Genomic DNA, 22,680 nt, shown 5'->3' with positions numbered 1-22,680 from the left:
ATGCTGCCCCTGATCCGAGGTCTGCTGTTCCAGCTGGGGCTCGTTGGCTCCATCCTGGTCTTCGGGCTGCTGGTACCCCCGCTGATCTGGCCGTTTTCCCGCCCCGTCCGCTACCGTGTCCTGACCCTGTGGGGCCGGTTCAACGTCTGGTGGCTGCGTGTCAGTTGCGGCATCGATTACCGGGTGCACGGGCGCGAGCACATCGACCCCTCGCGCCCTCATGTGGTGCTGTCCAAGCACCAGTCGGCCTGGGAGACGGTGGCCTTCGTCGCGATCTTTCCCATGCAGACCTGGGTGCTCAAGCGTGAACTGATGCGGATCCCCCTGTTCGGCTGGACGTTGTCCATGCTCGATCCGGTACCGATTGATCGCGAGGGCGGACGCCAGGCCCTGGAGAACCTGGTGGCCGAAGGCAAGCAGCGCCTGGACCAGGGCCGCTGGGTGATCGTGTTCCCCGAGGGCACGCGCGTGGCCCCGGGCGAACACGGGCGCTACCGTCAGGGCGGCGCGATGCTCGCAGTGCGCACCGGCTACCCGGTCCTGCCGGTGGCGCTGAACAGCGGGAGCTTCTGGCCGAAAAAGGGCCTGCGGCGCTATCCCGGCACCGTCGAGGTAGTGATCGGGGCACCGATCGAGACCGCCGGTCGCAAGCCGGTCGAGGTGCTGTCCGAGGCCGAGAGCTGGATCGAGACCACCATGATCGAGATCGAACCTCGCCCCGCCACCCTGTCGACGGAGAAGCCCGATGGCCAGTGAACCCCTGATCAGCGCCCCATTGGTCGAACTGCGTGACCGGACCATCTACCGGATCGGCGATTCGGAACCGGCCGTGTGGCTGATCGACGACCTCGAGCTCGGCGGCATCCTGGTGAACGCGCCGATCTATTCCGAGTCGCTCCTGGAGGCGATCCGGGCCATCAGCAAGCCCGCGTACCTGTTCCTGCCCAGCCGGTATGGGGCGCAGGATCTGGATGCCTGGCGCGCTGCGGGACTGGAGACCCTCACGTTCGAGGCCGAGGCCCCGGCGATCCGCGCAGCGGGCGGCGAGATCGATATCGCCTTCAACCGCAAGCAGCGCCTGTCGCGCACCATCGACTTCCTGCCGATGGCCGGCGTAACCGATGGCACCTGTGCACTGCGCCTGAAGAATCTGCCCGGCGTGGTCTTCTTCGGCCCTGCCCTGGCCCCGGGCGCGGACGGCTGGCCCACGCTGATCCAGAACCCTGAGGATCATTCCTTCGAGGCACGCCTGTTCGGTGCCCTCGGAGTGAAGGATCTGAAGTTTGCCTACGCCTTCTGCGACCGCTTTGATCCCGCCACTACACAGTTCGGCCCGGACGCTGACCAGCACATCCAGGCCCGCATCGAGGCCGTGTTCGACGAGTAGCGGTGCTGTCCAGGGCTTGCGGGTGCGGTGCGGCTGGGGGGTACCCCTCGCCGATTGCCGCGGCGCGTCGCGCCTCGCAATGACGAGTCGATACGGGTTCCTGCACTCGATTCGTGTCCGTCAGCTGCGGGTGATCAGGGTCTGGATCACGTGGCCGGCGGCGGTCAGGCCGAAGATCGCGGGCAGGTAGGAGATGGTGCCGTTGACCGAGCGCGGGCGCCCGCCGTCGCCGACCGGCCGGTGCTCCGTGCCCTTGCGCGGCTGCTCGATGGAGAACACCACGGGATAGTCGAGATGTGCGCCCAGGCGCCGCAGCCGCTTGCGCATCTGCCGCGCGAGCGGGCACACGCGGGTCTCGGTCAGCGGCCCTACGCGCACGGCCGTCGGGTCGATGCGCCCACCTGCGCCCATGCTCGAGATCACGGCCTGCCCGCGGGCCTGGGCGGTCGCGACCAGCGCGGCCTTGCAGACAATGGAGTCGATCGCGTCCAGCACGAAGTCGGCATCCTCGGGGACCAGGTCGCCGATGGTGTCGGGCTGGAGGAAGTCCTGGCGGATGGTGACCTCGATGTCGGGATCGATGTCGTGGATGCGGTTCGCCATGATCTCGGTCTTGGGCCGGTCCACGGTGGAGCGCAGCGCGACGAGCTGGCGGTTCAGGTTGGAGGCCCCCACCACGTCGTGATCGGCCAGGGTCATGCGTCCGACCCCGGCCCGCGCGATCGCCTCGGCCGCGTAGCTGCCTACACCGCCCAGTCCGGCGATGAAGACATGCCGATCGCGCAGGCGCGCGGTGACGTCATGCCCCAGCAGCAGATCCGTGCGTTCGGTATAGGGATTGTGCGGGGCGTCGGCGGGCGAGCTCATGCAGCGGAACCGGTCGGGAGCCGGAGGACCCGGCGTGCGTTTTGTGACGTGATTATAGCCATCTCGGCCGGATCCATGTCTCGCAGGGCCGCGAGCTGGCGGTTGACCTCGGCAGTCATGGCCGGCTCGTTGCGCTCGCCCTGGTGTCCGGCCAGCGGTTGGTCCGGGGCGTCCGTCTCCACCACCAGCGCCTGCAGCGGTGCGTCGCGCACCACGCGGTGCAGTTTCTTTGCGCGCTCGTAGGTCACGGGTCCGCCGATCCCGAGTGCAAAGCCGAGATCCGCCGCCTGCCGAGCCTGCTGCGGACTCCCGATGAAGGCATGCAGGATGCCGCTGATGCCGGGGTACTGGCGCAGGCCCTTCAGGACCTCGTCGAGCGCGCGTCGGCTGTGGATGATCACCGGCAGCTCGCGTTCCCGGGCGATGGCCAGTTGCCGCGTATAGAACCGCCACTGACGGTCCCAGTCGAGCTCCTGGTGGTAGCCGTCCAGTCCGATCTCGCCGACGGCGACGGTCTCCGGGTGCGCGTCCAGCCAGGGCTCCAGCGCGTCGAGGTCGTCATCCGCATGGTCCTGCAGGAAGATTGGGTGCAGACCGTAGGCGACATGCAGACCATCGTAGTGCCGGTGCAGGGCGTCCAGATCCGGCCAGCGGGCACGCGTGACGCCGGGCAGGACCAACTCCCGCACGCCGGCGGCGCGGGCCCGGTCCAGCACCGCCGGGCGGTCCGGATCGAACGCGTCGAGGTCCAGGTGGACGTGCGTATCGATCAGGTGCAACGGATCCGACCTACGGACAGGGGTAGGTAAAGCGGGCGTGGATCGCCTCGATGGCTTCCAGCACGGCGTCGGACAGGGTGATGTCGACGGTGGCGATGTTCTCGCGCAGCTGTTCCATGGTGGTCGCGCCGACCAGGTTGCTGGTCACGAACGGTTGCTGGTTGACGAAGGCCAGTGCCAGCTGGGTTGGCGTCAGCCCATGTTCGGCGGCGAGCCTGGCGTACTCGGCGGTCGCGGCCAGGCCGGATTCGTTGCTGTAGCGCTGGAAGCGCTCGAACAGGGTCAGGCGGGCACCTGCCGGCTTGGCGCCATCCAGGTACTTGCCGGAGAGCATGCCGAAGGCCAGCGGCGAGTAGGCCAGGAGGCCGGCGTCCTCGCGGATGGCCATCTCGGCCAGGCCCGCCTCGAAACTGCGGTTGAGCAGGTTGTAGGGGTTCTGGATGGAGACAATGCGCTCGGACAGGCCGCGGTCATGTGCGCGGATCCATTCCATGAAGCCCCACGGGGTCTCGTTGGAGATGCCGATGGTCCGCACCCGGCCGCTGTCGACCATGGCCTTGAGGGCGGCGGCGGTCTCCTCGATCGGCGTGGCGTTATCGTCGGGCTTGTGGCTGTAACCGAGCTGGCCGAAGAAGTTGGTCGCGCGCGCCGGCCAGTGGACCTGGTAGAGGTCCAGATAGTCGGTCTGCAGCCGCTTGAGACTGTCGCTCAGGGCCTGCTCGATGTGCTCGCGGTTCAGCTGGGGGCCGCCGCGCAGGTAGTCGATCATGCCGGGGCCGGCGACCTTGCTGGCCAGCACGACCTGGTCGCGATTCTGGCGCTGCGCCAGCCAGTTGCCAATGTAGGTCTCGGTCAGGCCCTGGGTGTCTTCGCGCGGCGGCACCGGGTACATCTCGGCGGCGTCGATGAAGTTCACGCCCTGCCCCAGCGCGTAGTCCAGCTGCTCGTGCGCCTCGGCCTCGGTGTTCTGCTCGCCCCAGGTCATGGTGCCCAGGCCGATCAGGCTGACTTCGATATCGGTTTGTCCCAGCTTGCGGTACTGCATGCCTTCTCCCGGGGTGTGGTGGAGTGCGTTTCAGGTGAACAGGGTCAGGACCCCGGTGTAGCCGTACAGGCGGTTGGCGAAGATCTCGCCATTGGCGAAGAAGCCGACCAGGGGTACGTCCCCCAGCCCCTTTTGCACGATAGCCAACTCCGCGCCTTCCTGCCCGAACTGGTGGCGTCCGCGCCCGACACAGGAGATGTAGAGCGCCCCGCGAATACCGTTGGGTGCCTGGGCGCGCACCTGTTCCAGCATGCGTTCCAGGTCGTCGCGGGCGGCCTGGCCGTCGCGGCGAACGAACAGGATCTGCGACCCCGGTTCCAGCATCTCGCCGATCGCGAGCACCTCCTGGTCCAGGTCCACCCCGATAATGTTGCGCACGCGATAGTCGCCGGTATCCGAGCCGGCGATGGGAAAGCCGACCAGGATGTAGCCCAGCGCGCGTTCCAGATCGCGCGACAGGACATCGCCGATGATGCCCTTGAATGCCGGCAGCGCCTGCTGCCCGTCCAGGCGCACGATGATGTTGCGCCAGGTCTCGGTCAGCTCGTGCTGGCCGGGCAGCGGTGTGCAGCCCTGGCTGTGGCGCGCGGCGATGGCGACATCGTCGCGCAGCGCCAGGCCGGTGATGCCCGAGGCGGAGACCCCGTCGGCGATCTGTACCACGCCGGGCTCGCCGGAGTTGACACCCCCGGTGGCGAACCAGGCGGTCTGCTCGCCGATCTCGGTCAGTATGTCTTCCAGGCCCTCCGTTTGGGGGTCGGCATTCAGGATCAGACGCCCCGGGGTCTGCGGGTCGAGGAAGCCGTCCAGTTCCTGTACCAGATCCTCGAAGCGACGTACCGGATGGTAGATGACCCGAACACTGGATGCCGGGAACTCGCCGATCATCAGGGTCACACCGGGCTGCTCGTAGAGCTCGTCGCGCGGGCCGATGATCGCCATGGCCATGCCGCCGACGAAGTGATCGATCCCGAGGCCTTCGCGCAGGTGTTTCAGCAGGCTGCGGGCGTGGCGGCTCAGGGGGTCGGAGAGATAGATGAAGCCGACGCGTACCTCATCATCGCCACGTACCGGCTGTTCGCCGAGCTCGGCGATCAGGGTGGTGGCCAGGGCCCCGGGCTCGTCGCCGCGGGCGGTGGCGCTGCGAAAGGGTGTGGTCATAAACCGAGATGCTCCAGCATGCTGAGGGCCTCGTTGTCTTCGACCGGCAGGCCGGTGTGCACGTGCAGGCCGCCGTCTTCGGCGAAGACCAGGCGGGCGTGGTGGCGAGTGTCCAGTTCCTCCAGAAACCAGGCGATCTCGGAGGGGTGCACGGCATGCTGCCCGCGCGTCAGGTGGCGCACGAGGATGGCGTCCTCGCGTACGTCCAGAAACAGTGGCTGAGGGAGGTCCAGCGGCAGGATGTAGGTCTGCACCAGCCATTCCACCGGGGTGGGGCGCCGCCGCGGCAGTGGCCGGCTGTCCATGCGGAAGTGCCCGCCGCCACCCGGCTGCTTGATGAGCTCCTCCAGCCAGTCCCCGTTGAAACCCTGGTGCACGATCAGCGAGCGTCCGTCGTAACGGCTGCGAAAGCGCTCCATCTGTTGGGCCGGCCGTGGCCCGAAGAGTCCGAACACGCCAACTCCGTCCTGTTGGTTAAAGCCCGAATCCTAGCGGAATGCCCGGCCTTGAACGAAAAAAGCCCCGCCGGAGCGGGGCTTGGGAACTTCTCTTGGGCTTGCGGATCACCCGCGACGCGACAGCATCTCGTGGATGATCGGGGCCAGGATGACCTCCATCGCGAAGCTCATCTTGCCGCCCGGGACCACCAGGGTCTTGGGATCGGACATGAAGGAGTCCGGGATCATGTTCTGCAGGTACGGGAAGTCGATGCCGAGCTTCGCCGGATCCTTGAAGCTGATCACCACCATCGACTCGTCCGGGGTCGGCACCGCGCGGGCGATGAACGGGTTGGAGGTGTCCACCGTCGGCACGCGCTGGAAGTTGATGTCGGTGTAGCCGAACTGCGGGGTGATGTAGTTCACGTAGTCCGGCATGCGCCGCAGGATCGTGTCGACGATCGCCTCGGCGGAATAGCCGCGCTCGGCGTTGTCGCGGAAGATCTTCTGGATCCACTCGAGGTTCACGATCGGCACCACGCCGATACCCAGGTCCACGTGCTGCGCGGCGTCCACTTCGCCGTTCACGACCAGGCCGTGCAGGCCTTCGTAGAACATCAGATCGGTGCCCGGCTGGATCTCTTCCCAGGGGGTGAACTCGCCCGGTCCAAGGTTGGTGCCAAGGCGCTCGTTGTGCTCGGCGGCCTCTTCGTCGGAGTGCAGGTAGTAGCGCTTCTCGCCCTGGCCGGTCTCGCCGTAGGTCTTGAACAGCCCCTCGATGCGATCGAACAGGTTGGCTTCGGGGCCGAAGTGCGAGAAGTGATCGTTGCCGTCGGCGGCGGCCTTCTGCATCGCCTCCTTCATTGCCTTGCGGTCATAGCGATGGAAGCTGTCGCCCTCGATCACAACCGGGCTGATCTGCTCGCGACGGAAGATGGACTCGAAGGAGCGCTTGACGGTGGAGGTGCCGGCACCCGAGGAACCGGTCACCGCAATCACGGGATGCTTCTGGGACATGGGATTTCTCCTTGCAAACGGGTTGCTAAAGGTTGCGTTTAACAGACTAGAAAATCAGGTTGAGCATGAACATGGCGACCACGGCGAACAGGATGGTCATGATGCCGCCCGCCTTCATGAAGTCCTTCACCCGATAGCCGCCGGGGCCCATGATCAGGGCGTTCACCTGGTGGGTCGGGATCAGGAAGGAATTCGAGGTGGCGATCGCCACGGTCAGCGCGAACACGCGCGGGTCGGCATCCATGCCCGCGGCCTGCGCGGCGATCGCGAAATTGATCGCCAGCGGCACCAGCAGCACGGTCGCGCCGACGTTGGACATGACCAGCGTGAAGAACGTGGCCAGGGCAAAGATCGTCGCCTGCAGCACCCAGGGCGGTACGGTCCCCAGCATCTCCAGCGTGTTCTGCGCGATCCAGGCGGCGGTTCCGGTGTTCTCCACCGCCATGCCTAGCGGGATCAGTGACGCCAGCAGGAAGACGGTCTTCCAGCTGACGGCGCGATAGGCGTTGTCGAGGCTGATGACGCCGGTCAGGATCATGCCCAGTGCGCCGGTCAGCAGTGCGACCGAGAGCATCAGGTCGGTGAACACGATCAGGCCCACGGTCAGCGCCAGGAAGAACAGCGCATGCGGCACCTTGGACGGTACCAGTTCCTCGCGCGGATAGTCCGACGTGATCACCACGAAATCGCGGTCCTGCTCCAGCCGGGCCAGCGATTCCCAGGTGCAGTGCACCACCAGGATATCGCCCGGTTCCAGGGGGATGTCGCGTAGCCCCTCGCCGTAGGTCTCGTTGCCGCGCTGGATGCGCATCACCGACAGGCCGTAGGTCTGGCGCATCGCCAGTTCGGTGACCGTCTTGCCGGCGAGGTTCGAGCCCGGCGCGATGGCGACCTCGGCGACGCCGGAACGCCCACTGTCCAGGGCGTTGGCGAACACGTCGAGATGGGTGCTGGGACGCTTGCGCGTGCCCTCGCACAGCTTTTCCATGCGTGACGGGCTGGCCAGCACGGCCAGGTGCGAGTTGGCCTGGATCTCGTAGCCGGTCCACGGTGCCATGCGCAGCTCGTCGCGCATGTAGGTGCCGACGATCGCGATCCCGGTCTCGCGCTCGATCTCGGCCACCGTGCGCCCAACCATCGGGTCGTTCTCCGGGACGAACAGCTCATGGATCTCGTAGGACAGGCCGTACACGCGCTGGAAGTAGTCCTGTGCACTTTCGCGCTGGGTGGCCTTGCTCTTGACCGACGGCAGTACGAAGCGGCCCAGCAGCACGAAGTAGACGATGGCGGTGGCCAGCAGGGCCAGGCCGATCGGGGTCACGTCGAACAGCTGGAACGGTTCCATGTCCGACGGCAGCAGGTCGTTCAGCAGGATCAGCGGGCTGGACCCGACCAGGGTGATGGTGCCGCCGACGATCGCGGCGAAGCCCATCGGCATCAGCAGGCGCGACAGCGGGATGTTCAGGCGATTGGAGATGCGGCTCATCACCGGCATGAACAGCGCGGCTGCGCCGATGTTCTGCATGAAGCTGGAGATTACGCCGACGGTTCCGGAGACGGTCGGGATGATGCTTTTTTCGGTGGTGCCACCCACGCGCATGATGAACGCCGCCACCTTGTGCATCACGCCGGTCTTGTCCAGGCCGGCGCCGATAATCATCACCGCGATGATCGAGATCACCGCATTGGAGGCGAAGCCGCTGAACAGCTCTTCCTGGCCGACCAGCATCCCGAGTCCGGGCACCAGCGTCAGCAGGCCGAGCAGGACCATCACCGAGATCGCCGCCAGGTCGACCCGGATGATCTCGGAGACAAACAGGAAGATCGTGAACGCGAGCAGCGCAAGCACCACGATCATCTCGGTGGTCAGCGTAAGGTTTTCCATGTTCCAGTCGTGTCCTGAGGACCCGCGCCGGACGGCGCGTGGCCAGAAGCCGAAAAAGGGGACTCGCGCCGGGCGCAGGCGCCGAGGCGGGTCGGCGGAAACAGATTCCGCCTTTCCCTTGAAAGCGCGGGATTATTTCATCCCGCGGGCACGGACGCAAAAAATGCGCTGGCGTTGGGTAGGCGGTTCGTTCGGCGCGGCCCCGAGTGCTGGCGTTTGCCGGCATGTCGGTTATGCTTGGAAAAAAGTCCAGGTGGAGACCCCAGCATGTCCGATTCAGATGCCCCGCTGTGCCGTTTCGAGACCATCGTCCTGGCGACGGATGGCTCCGAGTTCAGCGAATCCGCCGAGAATGTGGCGCTGGATCTGGCGCAGCGCTGTGGTGCGCGCCTGATCGTCGCACGGATTATCCGCACCGATACCCAGCACGATGCGTTGTCTCCGCCGCGCAGCCACGAGGCGAGCGTTGCCGGCCAGACCGATCTGGACGCACTGGAAAAGCGCGCCCGCGAGGTGGGCATCGATGCCTCCATGATCCTGCGCCACGGGGTCGACCGGCACCAGGAGATCGTCGCCATTGCCGAGGAGTTCAAGGCCGGGCTGATCGTCATCGGCCGACGCGATCGAGGTGACCTCTCGCGCCTGATGGTGGGCGACGCCACGCGCAAGGTCGTGGGGCTCGCACCCTGCAACGTGATGATTGTCCCGCGCGGCGCCCAGGCGCCGCATCGCGGGCTTCTGGTGGGGACCGACGGCTCCGACCTTGGGGACCAGGCCGCGCGCGCCGCAATCGAGCTGGCCGGCTATTGCAAGCTTCCGATCACGATCGTGTCCGTGGCGGTCCCGGGGCAGAACGAGGAGCGGCGTCAGGAGGGTGTCCAGGCCATCCAGCGTCTGCAGGGCGAGGCCCGCGAGAAGGGGCTGGAGGCCGATGCGACCTTCGAGGAGGGGCGCCCCGAGGTCACCCTGCTGGAGGTCGCTGCGCGCGACCATCGCGATCTGGTGGTGGTCGGCAGCCACGGGCGTACCGGGCTCAAGCGCCTTCTGATGGGCAGCGTGTCCGAGCGCGTGATTGGCGGGGCTGACTGCCCGGTCCTGGTGGTCAAGAACGCCTGATCCGACCCGGCATCGCGCCGGGTATCATCAGGCGGGTTCGTCGGTGCGCCGGTAGAGCAGATCGGCGACCTTGTGGCCGCGTTGCTCCCCGCGCCGTTCGAACTTGGTCACCGGGCGCTCCGGCGGCCGGCCGGGAGCCGGGATCGGGCCATCCGGCACGAACCATGGCCGGCATTCCTCCAGCACCACCAGCATGTGTTCGGCGTATTCGGCCCAGTCGGTCGCCAGATGCAGCCGCCCGCCCGGCCGGATGCGCGTCGCCAGGTGGCGCACGAAGGCCGGCTGGATCAGGCGCCGCTTGTGGTGGCGCTTCTTGTGCCAAGGGTCGGGGAAGAACACCTGCACGCAGTCCAGGCTGGCGGGCGTCAGGTAGTGCTCCAGCAGTTCCACCGCATCGACGTCGCTGACGCGCACATTGGTCAGGCCGCGCTGCTCCACCTCGCGCAGCAGATGCCCGACCCCCGGCCGGTGCACCTCGGTACCGATGAAGTCGCGTGCCGGCTGGTTCGCGGCCTGCTCGGCCAGGCTCTCGCCGTCCCCGAAGCCGATCTCCAGCGTCACGGGTGCCGTGCGCCCGAAAACGGAAGTCAGGTCCAGCGGTGCCGCGGGTTCCGGTAGCTGCAGGCCAAAGCGCGGAAACAGGTCGTCCAGTGCCCGCTGCTGGCCCGGCGTCAGCCGGCCCTCGCGGCGCACGAAGCTGCGGATACGGCGGTAGAACGGCTTGTCGTCCGTCTCGGCGTTGGCGTGGTCGCTCATGCTCAGCTGAAGAACAGGCCGGTCTGCGGCGAGGAGGCCGAGGCGTAGCGCCGCGGCGCCATGCGCCCGGCGCGAAAGGCCTGGCGCCCGCCGATGATCGCGTGGCGCATCGCCGAGGCCATCAGCACGGGGTCGTCGGCGGCGGCGATGGCGGTGTTCATCAGCACGCCGTCGCAGCCCAGCTCCATTGCGATCGCGGCGTCCGAGGCGGTGCCGACCCCGGCATCCACCAGCACCGGAACCGAGGCGTTCTCCACGATCTCGCGGATGTTGTAGCGATTCTGGATGCCCAGGCCCGAGCCGATCGGCGCGGCCAGCGGCATGATCGCCAGGCAGCCGATGTCTTCCAGGCGCTTCGCCAGCAGCGGGTCGTCGGTGGTGTAGACCATCACGTCGAAGCCCTCGGCCACCAGCGTCTCCGCGGCCTTCACGGTTTCGAAGACGTCCGGGTACAGGGTCTTCTCGTCGCCCAGGACCTCCAGCTTCACCAGGTTGTGGCCGTCGAGCAGCTCGCGTGCCAGGCGGCAGGTGCGGATCGCATCCTCGGCATTGAAGCAGCCGGCAGTATTCGGCAGCAGCGTGTAGCGCTCCGGCGAGATCACGTCCAGCAGGTTGGGTTCGTCCGGGTTCTGGCCGATGTTGGTGCGGCGGATGGCGACGGTCACGATCTCCGCGCCGCTCGCCTCGATGGCGTCGCGGGTCTGGTCGAGATCGCGGTACTTGCCGGTCCCAACGAGCAGGCGGGAGGTGAACTCGCGCGTGCCTACGCGGAACAGGTCGTCGGCGGACGCGGCCGATTCGGTCATGGTCATTCCTTCGTTGAAAAGTGGTCGCAGGCCGGGCGGCTGGGCAATCTAGCCGCCCCCGATCGCCTGCACGATCTCCACGCGATCCCCGGGTTTCAGGGGATGGGCCGCGTGCTCGCTGCGCGGGACCAGCTCTTCGTTCACCTCCACCGCCAGACGGCGGCCGCCAAGGCCGCGTGCCTCGATCAGCGCGGCCAGGGTGGCCCCGCGATCATCGGGGAGTTCAAAGGGTTCGCCGTTCAGCTGAATCTGCATGGTTCTTCGACTGCTCAGTTTACCGTTGAGCCGGAGGCCGACAAGGCCTACAATCGGCGGCGCAAGCGGGTGTAGTTCAATGGTAGAACGGGAGCTTCCCAAGCTCTTAATGTGGGTTCGATTCCCATCACCCGCTCCATTCTATCAGGCTTCCCGGCCTCACCGGTCCCCGGAAAGCGGGATATGGACTTGCTCCAGATCCCTGTTATATCGTCGGAATCATGAACATCGACTCCAACAACCCGGATCTGCTCTCGGTCCACGCCGCGCGCGAAATGCTGCGCGAGCACGCGATCTCCCCGACCGAGCAGCGCGTCGAGATTGCCCGCGTGATGTTCGCCCGCCATCAGCACCTCAGCGCCGAGCAAATCCTCGGGCAGCTAATGCGGCATGCCTCGCGGGTGTCCAAGGCCACGGTGTACAACACCCTGAACCTGTTCGCCGAGAAGGGGCTGGTGCGCGAGGTCGTGATTGATCCGGCCAAGCTGTTCTACGACTCCAACCTGAATCCGCATCACCACCTATTCCATACCGATACCGGGCAACTGGAAGACGTGGATCCGGCGCGGATCGACATCTCCGATCTGCCCGCCCTGCCCGAAGGCAAGGAACTCGAGGGTGTGGACGTCGTCTTCCGCGTGGGCCGCCGCCGCTCCTGAGCCGGTGATCGGTCGATTGTCCGGGCTCGCCGGATTGTGGTCGGCACCGGCCCTCGCTATCATGTCGCGCTTCGCCGGTGTAGCTCAGTTGGTAGAGCAATCGATTCGTAATCGATAGGTCGGAGGTTCGACTCCTCTCGCCGGCACCAAACTTGCTGCCATCGTCGGATCAAGGGGACGATGACAGACCAGAGCCAGGGACAGGTCCGCCCTATTCGGACCATCGGAAGGGCGGTGTTGATGGCACCGCCCTTCTTTTTTGCGTCCCCCGCTCGAATGTCGAGGCGTACTGCCAGGTGGCACGTACTGACTGGCTACGGGCGGCATGTGAAGCCACCCGATCCTTTACTATCCCATATCGGAATCCACAGTCAAGCAAGGGTTTGCGTGTCTGTGGTGATCCGGCACGCTGGCTAGGATCGGCCCGGTTGGGGAAGGTGGTCAACCAACTGGCGCAGCTGCCCCATGTCCGGTTCGACGTATTGCATCGTAGTCGATAGGTTGGTGTGTCCCAGCAAGTGCTGCAGCGCGCGAAGCGGGGGGTTCTCCCGTCGCCCCACCTCGGTCCCCAGCGTATGCCGGAGACGGTGCGGCGATATGGGCTGTCCCAGTACCTCGCCTAGCTTCCGGAAAAAGCCGCTGACCTGTCCTACTCGGATGCCGTCCCCCTGGTAGCGCGTTTCGCCACGGTGCAGGCCCAGGTTGAACACTTGCGCTTGCTCAAGGCCCCGGGGGCCGCGTAGCGCAATGGTCCGGTCATAGAGTTCCCGCAACGGCTCCACCAAGGGCGCGGGGATCGGAATATCCCACTCTCGGTGGGTTTTCGATCCCGCTGCTGATAGCCGCAGCTCGCCTTCTTTCCAGCACACATCGCCCCAGGTTAGTGCCACCAGTTGCCGCCGTCGCATACCGGTGTAGTAGAAGGTGAGCAGCACCACGAGCCAGAACCACCGGGGCTCAAGGCACCGGTTCTCGGGATCATCGAGCGCCGCGATCGCCTCATCCAGAAGGTCGCGCGAAACGGTCTTGATCCGGCGATCTTCAGGAGCCGCATCGACCCGTTCCAGGGGGTCATGGCTGATCCATTCCGCTTCCATGGCGAAGCGCCACATCGCGCGGAAATGGCGACGGTAGTAGTTCCAGGTCGTCGCGCGGGCGCGCTGCAGGACCTGGCTGCGCCACTCCAGCAGCGTGTCGCGCTGAATCTCGTCCAGCGTCCTGACGCCCATGTCGTTCTTAATCTGTCGGACAACCTGTTGGTAGCGGATGGCGGTATCGGGCCGCAAAATCCGCTCGCGCAGATAGATCTGCACCAGGTCGTCGAGGGTGCGGTGGGTTTCCATCGCGGGCATGCCCTCCCCTGTAACGGGTTCAAGTCACGCCCCTGGCATCACTGAAGTTAGCACACGGTCTCCCTGCCAGGCGCGCGTCCTCACGAATCCAGCAGTGAAACCGCCTACTCCGTTTGCGATGGAGCCGAAATTTCCTGGGAGGATTGACGTCGCTCCTGCAACGCCTCGCGCACGATCTCCACGCTATCGGGGGCCTCGATGCCAAGGCGCGCCTTGCGATGATCGACGTACTCCATACGGACAGGGCCGTCCGGGTGATGAAGCGTGATTCGGCTGCCTGCGGTGTCCCACTCGACATTGAGACCGGGCGCGCATGCCGCCAGTCGAAGTGGTGCTTCCTGGGTCTGCACCGCGACCACGAGGGCGCTATTCCCCACGTACAGTGCTTCCCCGTCCTTCAGGGTCAAAACCAACATTCCTTTTCCTCCTCCTTGCTTCCTTGCCTGTTTGCCAGCTCCCTCTGCATTTCTTCCGAATATTCGATTTTTATGATTTCGGAAGAAACCATGGAGAATATTTCGTTCTTGCTCCCGTGTCACACCCCTGTAACTATCCGGGCAAGACGGCTGGCTTACGCTTCGGTGGCGGGTGTCAGGTGGTCGTTGGGTGAGGGTATCCAGTCCGGACCGAAGACAGCGGAGATGTCGCGGATTAGGAGACCGTTGATACGGCTCGTTTGGCGTTCACCCCGTACCACATAGCGATGGATGTTGGTGCCTTCGGAAGACTTCTCGTGCAGCTGTAACCGCTGAAAGCGCTTCTGAGCGGTGTTCCACGCGTGGCCCGTCGCGCTCCCAAAGTCACGGAAGATCCCGGGGCTGACGAGCAGCACCCCCTCGGGGACAACGTGGATCCGTGCTTCACGCGTGTTCACCAGGAGAGACCCGTCCGCGACACCGCGTCGGATCCATTCGAGACAGGCATCCCCCGGGTCTTCAGGCAAGGGGGCGTCCGCACCCGAATCGCAGGACGCCATCGACTGCGGCGGTGGCTCGGCCTTCGGCTCATCAGTGGCTTCATCCTGGACACCGTCGAGCCCCGGAGGGAGCGGCAGGTCGTCAGCACCGCCGGATACGGGCGGGCAGGGGGTCGAGTGACCTTCCACCACCTCGTCAGACTGACCCGTCTGGATCGCGACGCTCCTCGCCGTGGGCGGATCTGCCGCAGGGGCGCCCGCATCTTCAGGTGCCGAACGGCTTGGCGATCCCTCGCCGGACTCCGCTGTTCCCTCGGCCGGCGCCTCACCAAGCGGACTCACGGAACCCTCGAACACCATCGGCATCGCATCAGGATCGGACCAAATGCGGGCCACCGGCAGGCGGATGAGAGTTAGCTCGTGCGACCAGCCGTCACCGGCAACCCGGGCCCTCCAGATGGCGCGGTCCCCGTTGGTGGTCAGCACTCCGTGCTCCTGCAGTGTGTCGAAGATCCGGTCGTTGTTTGAAGGAATACCGGAATGCCCCTCCTCGCGGAGCTGTGCCCGCAGCACGTCGGCTGCGCGCTTCGATACGAGCCACAGATCCGACTCCGTGCGCCAGCCTGCCGCGCCGTTGCGATTCAGCGGCAGATCTTCGCTCCTCAACAGGTGCCGAAGCGATGTCATCAGCTTCTCGTGGAGCGGCTTCGTGGGCGTCGGAAGTCGGTCCGGTGATTCGCCGCCCAGGTTTCGCGCCACCGACTCCCGGTCGGCCTGCAGGATGATCTGTCCCAGCGCCCCCGCATCCTCCATCCGCCCGTGGATTGCATGGATCCACGCCTGCAGCAGTTCCTGGTGTTGACCGATCCAGGACATGCCTTCCGGCGGCAGGACCCAATGCGCGACGAGACTGGATACAGGTTCGTGGAGTTTGTGAACACGACCGCGCCTGTACCGCACGGAATACCAGTGCGCACCCGGTCGCTCGGTCATCGGCCCGAGCCAGGGTTCCCAGCGCCCCAGGCGGTTGCCCAGGGCGTCGTACAGGACGATCTCCTGGTCAACCGCGGGCTTGCCCACGTCGTGCAGCAGAGCTGCCGAGAAGACGCCGTAGGACCACGCATCCGCCTCGTGTGACAGCCGCTCGGGTTCTGCCCCGGGTGGCAGAACGTACCCCCGGCGGATCTGCAGCGCCTTGAGCACCACCTCAAGGCCGTGGTCCAGCATGCCGCCACGACCGGAGTGATGGTGCACCTCGGACGCGGGCACCTCCTGGACGAACGTCGCGTACTGGCGCAGGGTCGCAGCGACGTACTGTTCGGCGCACTCCGACGGGAGCGCGAGAAGGCCGGTGATCTGGCGCAGGAGTGCCTTTCGGTGGGGGGGCTGCAGTAGATTGTCGGGCTTGAGGACGGGGAGTAGCCCGTCAATCGGTGGCTTGAAGCTCGGGCCATCTGGAGGGGTTGATCGACGGAACAGACGCAGCATGGCTCAGCCAGAAATGGGGACCGTATGATGATGCGGACTTCGCGGTGCTCATGTATGGGTAAACCCTGTCAGCATGGCGCCTGTTTTTCAGGCAAGGGTCGGGTACCCTGACGCCAGCAACAAGCCAAGGGGGCAAAGCGATGAGAGGAAGGGAAACTCTCTATTTCGTGGAGGTACGGGGTGCGGCCCGTCTCCCGATCACCCTGTTTGCCATAGAGGCTAAGGACACAGTCATGGTCGGGCCGCATACCCGAGTTTGTGGTGGGGGTGCAGTGGCGTATTTCCGTGACAATGGCCTCGCTGAACAGTACGCAGACGCACTTTCGCCCATTCTGCGCCGACGCCATGGACCGGAGACCGAGGTCCGCGTCAGCACCGTAACGGTGGGTGAGCGGTCACCAGAAGCCCGCGGCGCGGAAGAGCACGAACGGATCGTGAGGGCGCGTCTCGCCACGAAGAACATGGCCCCAAACAAACGGGTTGAGCTGTAAGGCAACGGTTCGGGCCCGGATGCCGATGCGGATGGAGACGACATGTGCGGTCGAATGGCGCGGTACAGCGCGACCAGTGAGCTCTGCCTATGCTTGTACTTCCCGCCCCCGGATCCGGCGCTGCTCCGACGTCAGCGGTCGCCCATCGCCGGCTTCGCCGGCGATATCCGCCTTGAGCTGCTCGACCCAGCGCCGGATCGCGGTCTGACCAAGCCCCGTATCCCGTACCGCCGGCGCTCCACCCTGGCCCTCGTCCACAACCATCCGGGCCAGGTGATGCACGGCCTGTTCCCCAAACGCGTCACTGACACCGTCCTCGACGCGATGACCGACCACGAAAAACTCTCCATGCAGGTCCTCGACGACCCCGAACGCCAACGCGACTTCGCCCTACTGATCCTGCACCTGCTGACCGCCGGGACAGGCGACCAACGCACCATCCCCACGAGGCCCGCTCAATGAACACATGTCTCGGCGCATTGGCGCTCCCTTCGGCACCACCGGGCCCGAAACGCACAACGCCGCAATCCCGCCGCGAGGTTCACCAAGCAGTCTCCCCTCTGCGCGTTGGTAACCGAACGGCATGGAGCCGCGCTCGCGGGATATCATGGCTATGTCGGTGTTATCCAGAATCTGTATAGCGCCAATATCCCAGATCCTTTCTAATACACTGTTAGCCTTTCTAAGGAGCGAGGATGGAAATAGAAATTGATTTGTCTGGCGATTGGGTTGAGTATCTTCGCAGCGAGATAACCACAGCAGGATATGCTGTAGACGCAACTGATACGCCTGACGACCTTTCGTATAAGTTCTTTAATATACGCAAGCGCAGGGTCCCACCGTTATGTCGCGATGTGCACGAGTCGAGCAGGCTTTCATGTCCGCAAGAACATCAATCTGGTTACGCGGCGCTAAAAGCTAAATTCGCCAATGGCGACGACGTTACGCCGCACCTAAGCAAAACGATACTGAGCGACACTTATGAGGATTATCTTCTGAACGACTGGGGGATACATCATTTTCATTTGGGTCAAAATATAAGCAATGGCTTCGCTGGGAGGACTGGGCCACTGCTGTTTGCATTGGTCGGTAATTCGGACGTGTACTTCATTGACATAAAGGCGCACGGCGCTTGGCGTGAACAAGAGCTTATAAAGACGCTTCATGAGGAGTGGCCGGAGGCCATTGCAAACTATCGCATTAATGGTGTCTTGGGACTTGCTTATCAACCAACCAATGATGACATTGCTAAGCTTCGCAAGGCCGGCGTGCAAACCCTGGTACAGGTCGATGAAGGTGTAGTGTATGGGCCAATCGGAGGCGGATACAGCACCGCAGGGACTTCGGTCCAGTCAAAAATGCTCGCTGACCGCTATCGGAGTCTGGTAAGAGATATTGAAAAGCATGTAAAGGAAAACACAGATATGTTCATTCAAAAAATCCGTCAGCACGGATTGGAGCCTGAAAACAAGCCGCGTTTCCAACTGCTGGTTGATGAAAATGGATTTCATGTTGTTGAGGTTGGTTCGAGGGTCGCATTTTTGGTGCATCCACATGTTCAAGGCTAACAAGCCCGTCAACTCCGACAGCCAAAAGCTACGCTCCTTCGTTGCTCCGCTTTTAGCTGCGGGTTATGGGCGGCGTTAGACCGCCGAGTTACCCACAAGGCGTGGTGTATCCGAAAAAATCAATGGTCGAGCTCAGGAAAAATAGGATGGTAGATACGCAGAATGCGAGTTTGAGCAGAGCAAAGGCGAACAAAGAGGACGAGTTCTATACACAATTAGAGGATGTGGAGCGAGAGCTCAAGCACTATCGGAAGCACTTTAAGGGCAAGGTCGTCTACCTCAACTGCGACGACCCGAGAGTCAGCGCCTTCTTCCACTTTTTCTCTTATAACTTCGAGAGGCTCGGTCTCAAAAAGTTAATAGCAACCTGTTACCAGAACCAGAAGCGAGACCTCTTCAGCGAGCATGACAGCGAGAGAGCGATCTTCCTAGAGTACGATGGGGACAAGGATGGTGACCGCATCCCTGGAGACCACGAAATCGAGGCCAACTTCCTAGAAGGCGACGGAGACTTTCGAAGTCCGGAGGCCATCGATCTTTTGAAGCAGGCGGATATCGTGGTCACGAATCCGCCTTTCTCTCTGTTTCGGGAATATGTCTCACAACTCATAAAGCTCAAAAAGAAGTTCCTCATTCTTGCAAGCCAGAACGCCATCACGTTGAAGGAAATCTTTCCGCTTCTCAAAGACGAGAAAATGTGGTTGGGCGCTAACAGCGGTGACATGAGTTTCAAAGTTCCAGAGCATTACCAAGAACGCGCAACGCGGTTCTGGGTTGATGACGCGGGCCAGAAGTGGCGCAGCTTTGGAAATATGTGTTGGTTCACCAACCTCGACTACAAGAAACGCCACGAGAATTTGATTCTCTACAAAACGTACAATCCTGACGAATATCCCGCTTATGACAATTTCGATGCCATAGAGGTTGGCGCAGTTGCCAACATCCCAAAGGACTACAAGGGTGTAATGGGTGTCACTCCCGGATTTTTCGCGAAGCACAACCCTGATCAGTTTGAGATTGTCGGAATTACCAAAACGTGGTTTGGTGCGGCGAACAAGAAGTATCCGCAGCAAGAGCAAGTGAGCGCAAACGGCAAAGTCAGTCTCGTTGGGAAGTTAAATGATGGCGCAGTAATTAAGGTGGCGACACCCCCCTCTGGAAAGACTTACTATAAAGTGAGCGGTGAGCTCTTTATTCAGACTTACCCTCGCATCTTGATCCGCAGCAAGAAGGTTGAAATCTGATGGAAATCGAACTCAAGGAAATCTCCGTTCGCGATCTATGTGAGGATTACGAAGACGACGCGGAGGGTGGTGTTCGCGGATACGGCGGCAGACTCGACATTCGCCCGCCTTATCAACGTGAGTTCGTCTACGATGCCAAAGAGCGAGACAAGGTCATTGACACACTCACCAAAGATTTTCCCCTCAACGTAATGTATTGGTCCGTCCGCGACGACGGAACCTACGAAGTGATCGACGGCCAGCAGCGCACGATCTCGATCTGTCAGTACGTGGACGGAGAGTTCGCGTGGAACGACCTCTATTTCCACAACCTAACGGATGACCAGCAGGAGCAGATCCTCAATTACGAGTTGATGGTGTACTTCTGTGAAGGGACAGACAGCGAGCGCTTGGCGTGGTTCGAGACCATCAACATTGCCGGTAAGGTTTTGACCAAGCAAGAACTTCGCAACGCGACGTATGCTGGTCCCTGGTTGTCTGACGCTAAGAAGCACTTCAGCAAGACTGGGTGTCCCGCCCACCAAGTGGGCGGAGACTTAATGAAAGGAGCGGCAATCCGTCAAGATTATCTTGAAACCGTCCTCGACTGGATCAGTGGCGGCGATATTCCGGGCTATATGGGAAAACATCAACATAAGTCCAAGGCGAACGAATTGTGGGTCTACTTCCAGAACGTCGTTGCTTGGGTGAGAGCGACCTTTCCCGTGGAGCGCAAGAAAGCAATGAAGGGTCAGCCTTGGGGTTTTCTCTACAATGAGTACAAGGACGTGGCTCTCGACCCGGACGAACTCGAGGATCGTATTTCGGCGCTCATCCAAGATCCAGACGTGACGAACCATCGCGGTATCTACCTCTACGTCTTGAACGGCAAGGAGAAGCATCTCAACATTCGCCAGTTCGATGAGAGGATGGTCCGTTCAGCGTTTGAGAGGCAGAAGGGCGTTTGTCCGGACTGCGGCAACACCTTTAATATCGAGGAGATGGAGGCAGACCATATCAGGCCGTGGCACGAGGGCGGCAAGACTGAGGCGGACAACTGTCAGATGCTCTGCATCGAGGACAACCGTAAAAAAGGGGGCAAATGACTCGGCCTAACACGGCTTAGTGGGTGTTTTCCAGAATCTGCATATCACCAATATCACAGATTCTGTCTAATCTACTGTTGGGCACAGGAACAAACATGATGGGAATTTCCATAGCCAGCGTGTCAGAGCGAGATGTGGATCTCCTACTTCTTGAAGAGTTCATAGCGTCTCCGGCGTTCGGGAATTGGTTCGTTGAGCTGGGGCTCAACCTGTCGCTCGACGTAGGAGCGTGCATAGATGCGCAGCGCTCAGTGACAGACTCGACGGGCGAGTCGGATCTTGAAGTGACATTTGCTGCTACCGACGGGCGACGCTCCCGCTTGCTAGTCGAGAATAAGGTGGGCGCCGGACTTCAGCCGCGGCAGGCCGAACGGTACCGCCTCCGCGGTGATAGATACGTATCGCGCCAGGTCTGTGCCCGGTACTACAGCGTGATTATCGCGCCGAGCCGCTATTTTGCCCCATTGTCCGGGAACAAAGGTTTCGACTATAGGATCACGTATGAAGCCATCCTGGACTGGTTCCTGTCAGCAGAGGACCTAGGAAACCGACGCCACTACAAAATCGCGCTACTACAAGCAGCAATAGAGAAAGGTACACTTGGCTATCAGCCCGAAGAGGACGCGGCAGCCAGTTCCTTTTGGCGGGAATATTGGTTGTACTCATGTAAATACGCGCCGGATCGTGAAATGCGGGAGCCCGGTACAAAGCCTGCTGGATCCACTTTCATATCCTTTCACTCGCCAGAACTACCTCGCGGCGTGGGCCTCGTACACAAGTTCACCCACGGCTACGTCGATCTCCAAGTAAGCGGCGCTGGGCCTCGCCTGAACGCCATGCGCGCGGAGCTTGAACGTTCGCTCGCCGAGGGAATGAAAGTCACGAGAGCGGGGAAATCCGGCGCGGTTCGGCTCAGAGTGCCGCGCCTAGATCCGAGCGCTACGGCTAGTTCGCAAGGCGCCGATATCCTCGCTGGGCTCCAGGCAGCCCAGCAGCTTCTTAGGTGGTACTGCGAGAACGCTGACGCATTGACAGAATTTAGGCCGCGTGCCCAACAAGGCGCTGCAGCCGACGCGGCAAAGCCGCACGGCTGAGCTTACGCGTAGGGCGGCTCGGAACCTATACCGTTTGTGCCCTTTGGCTCGACTTATCGACATCCCTTTTCGGGTAAGCCCCTTGCCCTTCTTCATGCCATTCCCTTCCCGAGCCTTTCCCTTTTGCCCTACGCGTCGTTCGACCAGCCGGTGTAGCCGCGTCGCATCTTGGCCGCAGCCCTTTGGGTGAGCGTCGCCTCTGCCTGGTCCGCGGTACTGCACCGTTCTTCGCGAGTGGTTCCAGGGCGTCCGATGCGGCCCCATTCGCGACAGACGGCATACCCACCGAAAAGCCCTCTCTGGATGAGCATCCGGTAGAACCGGTACTGATTGCGATCCGGGACGACCTTGCGTAGGCGGACCTCATTCATCGCTATTGTCACGAAGTGCGGCCCGGCCGCCGGGAAAGTGGCGATAGAGCGTAGCGGGCGAAACACTCAGTTGCTTGGCGAGTTCCCGCACGGGGGCATCGGAATGGGAAAGGACTGTCGACGCAAAGGCCAGCTGCTCGTCTGTAAGCGCAGGGGGGCGCCCGCCGGTGCGGCCACGCTGGCGCGCGGCGTCCAGGCCCGCACGAGTCCGCTCCTGCATGATGGAGCGCTCGAACTCGGCCACTGCGCCAAATACGTGAAAGACCAGCTTCCCGCCTGGCGTCGTAGTGTCGATGGACTCCGTCAGGGATTGGAACTCGATCCCGCGCTCCTCCAGATCCCCAACGGTGGTAATGAGCTGACGCATTGACCGGGCAAGCCTGTCCAGTCTCCAGACCACCAGGACGTCGCCCTGCCGCATGTAATCCAGGGCCTCCCGAAGCTGCGGACGATCACGCTGGGCTCCCGAAGCGCGGTCCTCGTAGATCCGGTCGCACCCGGCCTGCCGCAGGGCATCGGTCTGGAGCGATGGGTCCTGGTCCCGGGTTGAAACGCGCGCGTACCCGACTTTCATAGGCTTGGCCTCTCGAAACTCATCGCTATGCTAGGTTCTGCGACACAGGGTTTCAAGACACAGTTTTGAGGCGCTTGACCGCAATCAATGGGGTGGCATCGCTGGATTCGGCCTGACCCTCTCGAAAACGATCAATTTCGAGACGGGTGGGCCGATGCGCATTCGCAGGAAGAAAACGGGAGGATCCGAGTGTTGGGAACGGGAGGATCCGAGTGTTAGGGAAGATGGAAGCAAAAAAGCGTCTAGAAACCGACTGCTGGCTAGGGGCGCTGAATTCCCGTTCGGCAGGTACCGCGGACCGCGGTGCCGTGATTAGCCTCAGCCCCT

23 protein-coding genes, 2 tRNA genes and 1 pseudogene are annotated in these 22,680 nt (G+C 63.0%); 11 read left to right on the top strand and 15 right to left on the bottom strand.

Annotated features, from left to right (window positions below; translation table 11 throughout):
* Positions 1 to 756: a 1-acyl-sn-glycerol-3-phosphate acyltransferase gene (locus F792_RS0105720; RefSeq protein WP_018168754.1), complete on the top strand. Its 756-nt coding sequence runs from the start codon at positions 1 to 3 to the stop codon at positions 754 to 756.
* Complete coding sequence (locus F792_RS0105715; RefSeq protein ID WP_018168753.1) at positions 746 to 1,387, top strand: hypothetical protein; 642 nt, start codon at positions 746 to 748, stop codon at positions 1,385 to 1,387. The genes F792_RS0105720 and F792_RS0105715 overlap by 11 nt, the downstream gene beginning before the upstream one ends.
* A gap of 120 nt (positions 1,388 to 1,507) precedes the next feature.
* Here F792_RS0105715 and F792_RS0105710 read toward each other — a convergent pair whose 3' ends face one another.
* The 7 genes from F792_RS0105710 to F792_RS0105680 form a co-directional block, all read right to left on the bottom strand.
* Entirely contained in the window at positions 1,508 to 2,254 is a 747-nt protein-coding gene (locus F792_RS0105710) for a ThiF family adenylyltransferase (RefSeq protein ID WP_018168752.1), read from the bottom strand.
* Positions 2,251 to 3,033: a TatD family hydrolase gene (locus F792_RS0105705; RefSeq protein ID WP_018168751.1), complete on the bottom strand. Its 783-nt coding sequence runs from the start codon at positions 3,031 to 3,033 to the stop codon at positions 2,251 to 2,253. The genes F792_RS0105710 and F792_RS0105705 overlap by 4 nt, the downstream gene beginning before the upstream one ends.
* A gap of 10 nt (positions 3,034 to 3,043) precedes the next feature.
* Positions 3,044 to 4,078, bottom strand: a complete 1,035-nt coding sequence (locus tag F792_RS0105700; RefSeq protein WP_018168750.1) for an NADP(H)-dependent aldo-keto reductase — start codon at positions 4,076 to 4,078, stop codon at positions 3,044 to 3,046.
* 30 nt (positions 4,079 to 4,108) lie between these two features.
* Positions 4,109 to 5,239 (bottom strand): FIST C-terminal domain-containing protein, encoded by a 1,131-nt coding sequence (locus F792_RS0105695; protein WP_018168749.1) that lies wholly within the window; start codon positions 5,237 to 5,239, stop codon positions 4,109 to 4,111.
* Entirely contained in the window at positions 5,236 to 5,694 is a 459-nt protein-coding gene (locus F792_RS0105690) for a hypothetical protein (protein ID WP_018168748.1), read from the bottom strand. Before F792_RS0105690 ends, F792_RS0105695 begins: the two co-directional genes overlap by 4 nt.
* A gap of 108 nt (positions 5,695 to 5,802) precedes the next feature.
* The gene (locus tag F792_RS0105685) at positions 5,803 to 6,693 is read right to left on the bottom strand and encodes a phosphoribulokinase (RefSeq protein ID WP_018144895.1); all 891 of its coding nucleotides are present in this window, start codon (positions 6,691 to 6,693) and stop codon (positions 5,803 to 5,805) included.
* Positions 6,694 to 6,739: 46 nt separating this feature from the next.
* On the bottom strand, positions 6,740 to 8,578 hold the full coding sequence (locus F792_RS0105680; protein ID WP_018144894.1) for an SLC13 family permease: 1,839 nt from the start codon (positions 8,576 to 8,578) through the stop codon (positions 6,740 to 6,742).
* Positions 8,579 to 8,845: 267 nt separating this feature from the next.
* Between F792_RS0105680 and F792_RS0105675 the strand changes: the two genes are divergently transcribed.
* A complete protein-coding gene (locus tag F792_RS0105675; protein WP_018168747.1) occupies positions 8,846 to 9,694 on the top strand; it encodes a universal stress protein in 849 nt (282 codons plus the stop codon).
* 27 nt (positions 9,695 to 9,721) lie between these two features.
* Here the strand turns inward: F792_RS0105675 and trmB are convergent, their stop codons facing one another.
* The 3 genes from trmB to thiS are packed head-to-tail and all read right to left on the bottom strand — an operon-like array spanning position 9,722 to position 11,511.
* Positions 9,722 to 10,450, bottom strand: coding sequence for a tRNA (guanosine(46)-N7)-methyltransferase TrmB (trmB, locus tag F792_RS0105670; RefSeq protein WP_018168746.1), 729 nt, complete (start codon positions 10,448 to 10,450; stop codon positions 9,722 to 9,724).
* Positions 10,451 to 10,452: 2 nt separating this feature from the next.
* Positions 10,453 to 11,256 (bottom strand): thiazole synthase, encoded by an 804-nt coding sequence (locus F792_RS0105665; RefSeq protein ID WP_018168745.1) that lies wholly within the window; start codon positions 11,254 to 11,256, stop codon positions 10,453 to 10,455.
* A 48-nt stretch (positions 11,257 to 11,304) separates the two neighbouring features.
* Entirely contained in the window at positions 11,305 to 11,511 is a 207-nt protein-coding gene (thiS, locus tag F792_RS0105660) for a sulfur carrier protein ThiS (protein ID WP_018168744.1), read from the bottom strand.
* A gap of 65 nt (positions 11,512 to 11,576) precedes the next feature.
* Between thiS and F792_RS0105655 the strand changes: the two genes are divergently transcribed.
* The 3 genes from F792_RS0105655 (at position 11,577) to F792_RS0105645 (ending at position 12,319) form a co-directional block, all read left to right on the top strand.
* A tRNA-Gly gene (locus F792_RS0105655) sits at positions 11,577 to 11,650 on the top strand.
* A gap of 82 nt (positions 11,651 to 11,732) precedes the next feature.
* Entirely contained in the window at positions 11,733 to 12,170 is a 438-nt protein-coding gene (locus F792_RS0105650) for a Fur family transcriptional regulator (RefSeq protein ID WP_018144889.1), read from the top strand.
* Between the two features lie 73 nt (positions 12,171 to 12,243).
* Positions 12,244 to 12,319 (top strand) — tRNA-Thr (locus F792_RS0105645).
* A 264-nt stretch (positions 12,320 to 12,583) separates the two neighbouring features.
* On the opposite strand, the gene F792_RS0105640 is transcribed toward F792_RS0105645, so the two are convergent.
* From F792_RS0105640 to mobH, 3 genes are all read right to left on the bottom strand, one after another.
* Positions 12,584 to 13,522 (bottom strand): site-specific integrase, encoded by a 939-nt coding sequence (locus F792_RS0105640; RefSeq protein ID WP_018168743.1) that lies wholly within the window; start codon positions 13,520 to 13,522, stop codon positions 12,584 to 12,586.
* 104 nt (positions 13,523 to 13,626) lie between these two features.
* A complete protein-coding gene (locus tag F792_RS0105635) occupies positions 13,627 to 13,938 on the bottom strand; it encodes a carbon storage regulator (protein WP_018168742.1) in 312 nt (103 codons plus the stop codon).
* Between the two features lie 155 nt (positions 13,939 to 14,093).
* Positions 14,094 to 15,926, bottom strand: coding sequence for a MobH family relaxase (gene mobH, locus F792_RS0105630; RefSeq protein WP_018168741.1), 1,833 nt, complete (start codon positions 15,924 to 15,926; stop codon positions 14,094 to 14,096).
* 737 nt (positions 15,927 to 16,663) lie between these two features.
* Here mobH and F792_RS14310 point away from each other — a divergent pair.
* The 5 genes and pseudogenes from F792_RS14310 to F792_RS0105605 all read left to right on the top strand — a co-directional run.
* Positions 16,664 to 16,879, top strand: a pseudogene (locus tag F792_RS14310) (hypothetical protein); the annotation flags it as partial.
* Between the two features lie 233 nt (positions 16,880 to 17,112).
* Positions 17,113 to 17,985, top strand: a complete 873-nt coding sequence (locus F792_RS14805; RefSeq protein ID WP_156000293.1) for a hypothetical protein — start codon at positions 17,113 to 17,115, stop codon at positions 17,983 to 17,985.
* 122 nt (positions 17,986 to 18,107) lie between these two features.
* Positions 18,108 to 19,229 carry an adenine-specific methyltransferase EcoRI family protein gene (locus tag F792_RS0105615; protein WP_231362635.1) on the top strand — a complete coding sequence of 374 codons (1,122 nt, stop codon included), beginning with the start codon at positions 18,108 to 18,110 and terminating at the stop codon, positions 19,227 to 19,229.
* Positions 19,229 to 20,314, top strand: a complete 1,086-nt coding sequence (locus F792_RS0105610; protein ID WP_018168737.1) for a DUF262 domain-containing protein — start codon at positions 19,229 to 19,231, stop codon at positions 20,312 to 20,314. The genes F792_RS0105615 and F792_RS0105610 overlap by 1 nt, the downstream gene beginning before the upstream one ends.
* 95 nt (positions 20,315 to 20,409) lie before the next feature.
* Complete coding sequence (locus tag F792_RS0105605; RefSeq protein WP_018168736.1) at positions 20,410 to 21,408, top strand: hypothetical protein; 999 nt, start codon at positions 20,410 to 20,412, stop codon at positions 21,406 to 21,408.
* Between the two features lie 128 nt (positions 21,409 to 21,536).
* On the opposite strand, the gene F792_RS14520 is transcribed toward F792_RS0105605, so the two are convergent.
* Both F792_RS14520 and F792_RS0105600 read right to left on the bottom strand, forming a co-directional pair.
* On the bottom strand, positions 21,537 to 21,779 hold the full coding sequence (locus F792_RS14520) for a WGR domain-containing protein (protein WP_081620119.1): 243 nt from the start codon (positions 21,777 to 21,779) through the stop codon (positions 21,537 to 21,539).
* Positions 21,772 to 22,353, bottom strand: a complete 582-nt coding sequence (locus F792_RS0105600) for a recombinase family protein (protein ID WP_018168735.1) — start codon at positions 22,351 to 22,353, stop codon at positions 21,772 to 21,774. The genes F792_RS14520 and F792_RS0105600 overlap by 8 nt, the downstream gene beginning before the upstream one ends.
* Positions 22,354 to 22,680 lie beyond the last annotated feature (327 nt).

The sequence above is a fragment of the Thioalkalivibrio sp. ALMg9 genome (assembly GCF_000380625.1).
GTDB classification, from domain to species: Bacteria; Pseudomonadota; Gammaproteobacteria; order Ectothiorhodospirales; family Ectothiorhodospiraceae; genus Thioalkalivibrio; species Thioalkalivibrio versutus.
This window is presented reverse-complemented; position numbering and strand designations above follow the sequence as displayed.

What these genes read in the sequence shown, in the direction of transcription:
- F792_RS0105680 (WP_018144894.1), bottom strand. Translation starts at nt 8,578, where the DNA reads ATGGAAAACCTTACGCTGACCACCGAGATGATCGTGGTGCTTGCGCTG.
- F792_RS14805 (WP_156000293.1), top strand. Translation starts at nt 17,113, where the DNA reads ATGGAAATAGAAATTGATTTGTCTGGCGATTGGGTTGAGTATCTTCGC.
- F792_RS0105720 (WP_018168754.1), top strand. Translation starts at nt 1, where the DNA reads ATGCTGCCCCTGATCCGAGGTCTGCTGTTCCAGCTGGGGCTCGTTGGC.
- F792_RS0105615 (WP_231362635.1), top strand. Translation starts at nt 18,108, where the DNA reads ATGGTCGAGCTCAGGAAAAATAGGATGGTAGATACGCAGAATGCGAGT.
- F792_RS0105605 (WP_018168736.1), top strand. Translation starts at nt 20,410, where the DNA reads ATGATGGGAATTTCCATAGCCAGCGTGTCAGAGCGAGATGTGGATCTC.
- F792_RS0105635 (WP_018168742.1), bottom strand. Translation starts at nt 13,938, where the DNA reads ATGTTGGTTTTGACCCTGAAGGACGGGGAAGCACTGTACGTGGGGAAT.
- F792_RS0105715 (WP_018168753.1), top strand. Translation starts at nt 746, where the DNA reads ATGGCCAGTGAACCCCTGATCAGCGCCCCATTGGTCGAACTGCGTGAC.
- F792_RS0105650 (WP_018144889.1), top strand. Translation starts at nt 11,733, where the DNA reads ATGAACATCGACTCCAACAACCCGGATCTGCTCTCGGTCCACGCCGCG.
- trmB (WP_018168746.1), bottom strand. Translation starts at nt 10,450, where the DNA reads ATGAGCGACCACGCCAACGCCGAGACGGACGACAAGCCGTTCTACCGC.
- F792_RS0105640 (WP_018168743.1), bottom strand. Translation starts at nt 13,522, where the DNA reads ATGCCCGCGATGGAAACCCACCGCACCCTCGACGACCTGGTGCAGATC.
- F792_RS0105700 (WP_018168750.1), bottom strand. Translation starts at nt 4,078, where the DNA reads ATGCAGTACCGCAAGCTGGGACAAACCGATATCGAAGTCAGCCTGATC.
- F792_RS0105695 (WP_018168749.1), bottom strand. Translation starts at nt 5,239, where the DNA reads ATGACCACACCCTTTCGCAGCGCCACCGCCCGCGGCGACGAGCCCGGG.
- F792_RS0105600 (WP_018168735.1), bottom strand. Translation starts at nt 22,353, where the DNA reads ATGAAAGTCGGGTACGCGCGCGTTTCAACCCGGGACCAGGACCCATCG.
- F792_RS14520 (WP_081620119.1), bottom strand. Translation starts at nt 21,779, where the DNA reads ATGAATGAGGTCCGCCTACGCAAGGTCGTCCCGGATCGCAATCAGTAC.
- F792_RS0105665 (WP_018168745.1), bottom strand. Translation starts at nt 11,256, where the DNA reads ATGACCGAATCGGCCGCGTCCGCCGACGACCTGTTCCGCGTAGGCACG.
- mobH (WP_018168741.1), bottom strand. Translation starts at nt 15,926, where the DNA reads ATGCTGCGTCTGTTCCGTCGATCAACCCCTCCAGATGGCCCGAGCTTC.
- F792_RS0105610 (WP_018168737.1), top strand. Translation starts at nt 19,229, where the DNA reads ATGGAAATCGAACTCAAGGAAATCTCCGTTCGCGATCTATGTGAGGAT.
- thiS (WP_018168744.1), bottom strand. Translation starts at nt 11,511, where the DNA reads ATGCAGATTCAGCTGAACGGCGAACCCTTTGAACTCCCCGATGATCGC.
- F792_RS0105710 (WP_018168752.1), bottom strand. Translation starts at nt 2,254, where the DNA reads ATGAGCTCGCCCGCCGACGCCCCGCACAATCCCTATACCGAACGCACG.
- F792_RS0105675 (WP_018168747.1), top strand. Translation starts at nt 8,846, where the DNA reads ATGTCCGATTCAGATGCCCCGCTGTGCCGTTTCGAGACCATCGTCCTG.
- F792_RS0105685 (WP_018144895.1), bottom strand. Translation starts at nt 6,693, where the DNA reads ATGTCCCAGAAGCATCCCGTGATTGCGGTGACCGGTTCCTCGGGTGCC.